The sequence below is a fragment of the Methylibium sp. T29 genome (assembly GCF_000576205.1).
Classification (GTDB): domain Bacteria; phylum Pseudomonadota; class Gammaproteobacteria; order Burkholderiales; family Burkholderiaceae_C; genus Methylibium; species Methylibium petroleiphilum.
In genome coordinates, this window is record NZ_AZND01000263.1 from 1 (window position 1) to 4,352 (window position 4,352).

Here is a 4,352-nt window from a genome sequence, read left to right on the forward strand (position 1 = left end):
GCCGCGCGGGCACCGCGCAGCGCCAGCCGGCCGGCCTGGCCGTGGCTGGCTTCGTTCAGTGCCTGCTCGAAGGCGCCGTCGTCCAGCGCCAGCAGTTCGGCGGCACGCGCGTCCGGCAGCGACCAGACCAGACCGTAGCCGCCCGCCTCGCCCGGCAGGTCGAAGGGCAGCAGCGCCAGCACGTCGGGCGCGCGGAACCATTGCCGCGCGATGCCCTGGTGCGGCTTGTCGCTGGCCAGCCGCGCGGCGATCGCGCGCTGGCCATAGTCGTGGCGTTCGACCTCGATGCCGAGCGCCTCGCGCTCGCGCGAATCCTTGCCCTCGCACAGCGCGACCAGCGCGGCCGGCGGGGCCTCGTCGAGCAACGCGACGTGCGGCGAGAAGCGCAGTGCGGTCGCCAGTTCGCGCTCCAGCGCGGCGGCATCGACGATCCATGCCAGCTCGCCGACGCACTGCTGCCACGCGCTGAAGGCCAGCGTGCCGCCGGCGTCGCCGGCGACCTGCATGTCGAGCACGCGGGTCGCGGCCGACGGCGTGGCCGCGCGCAGCGCCTCCCAGACCCGCAACTGCTGCAGCAAAGCCACCGATCGGGCGCCGAGCGCGTAGGTGCGCACATCGGGGCCCTCGGGCGCCGGGGCGCCGGACAATGCGACGCGCAGCCCGAGACGGGCGAGCGACAAGGCCAGCGCCTGCCCCACCGCGCCGCGGCCCCGCACGCTCACGTCGAAATGCTTCATTGCGATTCACATTGTAGGGAGCCCCTCGTCGGGACAGGGCCGGCGGCACAATGCCCCGACCGCCACTGCACAGGGCCCCCGCCCTGGCCTGCGTCATGCCCGTCTGGCTCCGTCGTTCGCTGATCGCCCTGGCCGTGCTGCTGGGCCTGGCCGTGGCCGCCGCGGCCTACCTCGTCGCGAGTTTCGACCCCAATCGCTACAAGGGCTTGCTGATCGACTGGATGCGCGAGCACCGGGCCCGCACGCTGGCGATCGACGGACCGATCGGACTGTCGGTCTTTCCCCGCCTCGAGGTGACGCTGCGCGACGTGAAGCTCAGCGAGCACCGGCGCCCCGACGAGTTCGCGGCGCTGCAGGAGGCCACGCTCGCGGTGCAGGTGATGCCGCTGCTGAAGCAGCGGCTGGCGGTCGACCGCGTGTCAGCGCGCGGTGTGCGCGTGCACTACCGCCGCGACGCCGAGGGCCGCCGCAACATCGACGACCTGCTGAGCCCCGCCACCGACGCGAAGGACGCCCCGGCCGCCGACGTCTCCTCCCAGGCGCTGGCATTCGACATCAGCGCGATCGAGTTCAAGGACCTGCAGGCGACGGTGAAGGACGTACCGCTGGGTCTCGACGGCCGCTTCGTCGTCAAGGAGCTCCGTACCGGCCGCCTGGCCGACGGCGCCGAGTCACCGATCCGCTTCGTCGGCCAGGCCGCGCTCACGCAACCGAAGCTGAACGCCGACGTCGAGCTCACGGGCCAGCTGAAGCTGAGCCTGCCGGCCGGCGCGCCCGCCAGCGTGGCGTTGCGCGACCTCGCGCTGTCGCTGCGCGGCGACGGCTTCGACGTGAAGCAGCTCGACGCCCGCCTCGCCGGCATGCTGGCCTACGACGGACCGAGCGGTGCGCTGCAGGCCGACAAGCTCCGGCTCACGCTGTCGGGCGAACGCCTGGGGGTGGCGCTGAAGGACAGCACGGTGGCGCTCGACGCGCTGCGCCTGGATCCGCCGAAACGCGCGCTGCGGCTCGACGCGCTCGACGTCAAGCTGGCCGGCCGCCGCGGCGAGGACAGCGTGGCCGCCCAGCTCGCCTGGCCGAAACTCGAGGTCACGGGCGACGCGCTCAAGGGCAGCGCATTGAAGGGCAGCGCCTCGCTCCAGGGCGGGCCGGCGGTCGGCACGGTGCAGATGGACTTCGAATCGCAGGCGCCGAGCGGCAGCTTCGAACGCATCCGCGTTCCGGGGCTGCGGCTTGCCGTCAAGGGCAGCGGCGCCGGCCGCAGTGTGAACGGCGAGGTGCGCAGCGACCTCACGCTGGCGCCGCAGCCGCTGGCCGCCGCGCTCGATGCGCTGCAGTTGAAGCTCAACTTCACCGACCCGGCACTGCCGCCGGTGAACCTGGCGTTGCAGGGCCAGGCGCAGGCCGGCACGCAGGACGCGAGCTGGCGCCTCGACGGCGCGATCAACGACCAGAAGTTCACCGCCGGCGGCCGCGCCGACCTGTCGAAACCGGTGCCCTACGTCGATGCCCAGGCCCGCTTCGCAGCGCTGGACCTGACCCGCTTCGTCGCGCCGTCGACCGGCCCGAAGGCCCCGCAGGCCGGCGCCAGGCCCGGCGCGGACTCCCCGGTCGATCTGGGCGGGCTGAAGGCACTCGACGGCCGCTTCAGCTTCCGCGCCGGCACGCTGGTCTACCCGCCCTACCGCATTGCCGATGCGGCGCTGGAGCCACGCTGGCTGGCGGCGTGCTGCGCGTCAGCGACCTGAGCGGGCGCGCCTGGGGCGGGCGCTTCGCGGCCCAGGCCTCCGCGCAGGCGGCCGCTGACCCGGCGGCACAGCGCATCGGCCTGAAGCTCGACGCGACCGACGTCGACATCGCCGCGCTGCTGACCGACGTGGCGCAGTTCAGGAAGCTCGAGGGCAAGGGGCGCGTGACGGCCGACGTCACGACGCAGGGCGCCAGCGTGCAGCGCCTCAAGCAGGCGCTCGACGGCAAGGCCGCGTTCCAGCTGCGCGACGGCGCGGTGCGCGGGATCAACCTCGCGAAGACGCTGCGGCAGTGGCGTTCGGCGGTCACGCTGAACAAGGACGCCGTGCAGGCCTCGAGTGCCGAGGAGAAGACCGACTTCTCGGAGATCTCCGCCAGCTTCGACATCGCCGACGGCGTGGCGCGCAGCAAGGACCTGTCTGGCAAGAGTCCGTTCCTGCGCGTGGGCGGCGAAGGGCTGGTGGACATCGGCCGCGGCCGCGTCGACTATCTCGCCAAGGCGACCGTCACCGGCACCGCCGAGGGCCAGGGCGGCGCCGATCTCGCGTTGCTGAAGGGCGTGACTGTGCCCGTGCAGCTGGTCGGGCCTTTCGAGGCGGTCGACTACAAGGTGCAATGGTCGGCGGTGAGCGCCGACCTGTTGAGCGGCGCGGCCCGCGGCGCACTGGGCGACCGGGCCAAGGACGCACTGGGCGGCCTGCTGGGCGGCAGCGCCACGCCGGCGGCCGCAGCCAGCGGCGCCTCGGCGCCCTCGGTGAAGGAACAGGCCAGGGACAAGGCGAAGGAGAAGGCGAAGGACGAGCTGAAGAAGCTGTTCGGGCGCTGATGCGATGAGCGATATCGACGTGACGATTGCCGGCCTGCACGTGCACCCGGTCAAGTCCTGCGCCGGCGTGAGCCTGCCGGAAGTGCTGCTGATCGAGACCGGCTTCGAGTTCGATCGCGCCTGGATGGTGGTCGACACCGACGGCGAGTTCCTCAGCCAGCGCGAGCTGCCGCGCATGGCCCTGGTGGCCACCGAGCTGCGCCACAGCGAGCTGGTGCTGCGCGCGCCGGGCATGCTGGCGCTGCACCTCGCGCTCGACACGGTGGAGACGCCGACCCGCGTGCGCGTGTGGGACGACGAGGTGGCGGCCTACGACATGGGCGACCTGGCCGCGCAGTGGTTCAGCGACTTCCTGCGCCAGCCGCTGCGGCTGGTGCGCTTCGACCCCGAGCAGAAGCGCCCGTCGAACCGCGCCTGGACCGGCACGATCGAGGCCGAGACCGCCTTCAGCGACGGCTATCCGATCCTGGTGATCTCCGAGGCCTCGCTCGCCGGCCTGAACGAGCGGCTGGCGGCGAAGGACCTGCCGGCGGTAACGATGCAGCGCTTCCGGCCCAACCTGGTGCTGGCGGGTCTGGACGCACACGGCGAGGACCACCTCGACGAGATCGCCTTCGACACGCCAGAGGGTCCGGTGCGCTTGAAGCTGGTGAAGCCCTGCCCGCGCTGCCCGATCCCGAACGTCGACCCGGCCACCGGCGTGGCGGGCCACGAGCCGGGCGACACGCTGGCCGGCTACCGCGCCGACGAGCGCGTGGGCGGCGCGATCAGTTTCGGCATGAACGCGGTGATCGTCGAAGGCCTGGAGTGCGTACTGCGCGTCGGGCAGATCGGCGGCGCGAGCATCCGGTTCTGAGCGCGGCTCAGGCCGGCCGCCGCGCCGGCAGCGGGATGCGATCAGTCTCGCCCGGCACGCGGCCCATGCGGTCGGCTTCCCAGTCGTCGGCGGCCTGGGCGATGCGCTCCTTGCGCGAGGACACGAAGTTCCACCAGATGTGCCGCGGCCCGAGCGGCGCGCCGCCGATCAGCGCCACCCGCGC

The 4,352-nt window shown here is 72.9% G+C and carries 5 protein-coding genes; 3 read left to right on the plus strand and 2 right to left on the minus strand.

Annotated elements, in window-relative coordinates:
• Positions 1–737 (minus strand): 2-octaprenyl-3-methyl-6-methoxy-1,4-benzoquinol hydroxylase (locus tag x551_RS18980; protein ID WP_036250222.1); only part of this gene is annotated, 737 nt, incomplete at its 3' end.
• Between the two features lie 95 nt (positions 738–832).
• Between x551_RS18980 and x551_RS18985 the strand changes: the two genes are divergently transcribed.
• Genes x551_RS18985 through x551_RS18995 form a run of 3 tightly spaced genes read left to right on the plus strand, consistent with a single transcriptional unit; the run spans position 833 to position 4,168 of the window.
• Complete coding sequence (locus x551_RS18985) at positions 833–2,485, plus strand: AsmA family protein (RefSeq protein ID WP_036235769.1); 1,653 nt, start codon at positions 833–835, stop codon at positions 2,483–2,485.
• A complete protein-coding gene (locus tag x551_RS25940; protein WP_036250225.1) occupies positions 2,464–3,312 on the plus strand; it encodes an AsmA family protein in 849 nt (282 codons plus the stop codon). The genes x551_RS18985 and x551_RS25940 overlap by 22 nt, the downstream gene beginning before the upstream one ends.
• 4 nt (positions 3,313–3,316) lie before the next feature.
• Positions 3,317–4,168 carry an MOSC N-terminal beta barrel domain-containing protein gene (locus x551_RS18995; RefSeq protein WP_036235764.1) on the plus strand — a complete coding sequence of 284 codons (852 nt, stop codon included), beginning with the start codon at positions 3,317–3,319 and terminating at the stop codon, positions 4,166–4,168.
• Between the two features lie 7 nt (positions 4,169–4,175).
• Here x551_RS18995 and x551_RS24650 read toward each other — a convergent pair.
• The coding region (locus x551_RS24650; RefSeq protein WP_275452079.1) for a pirin-like C-terminal cupin domain-containing protein at positions 4,176–4,352 on the minus strand (177 nt) is incomplete at its 5' end.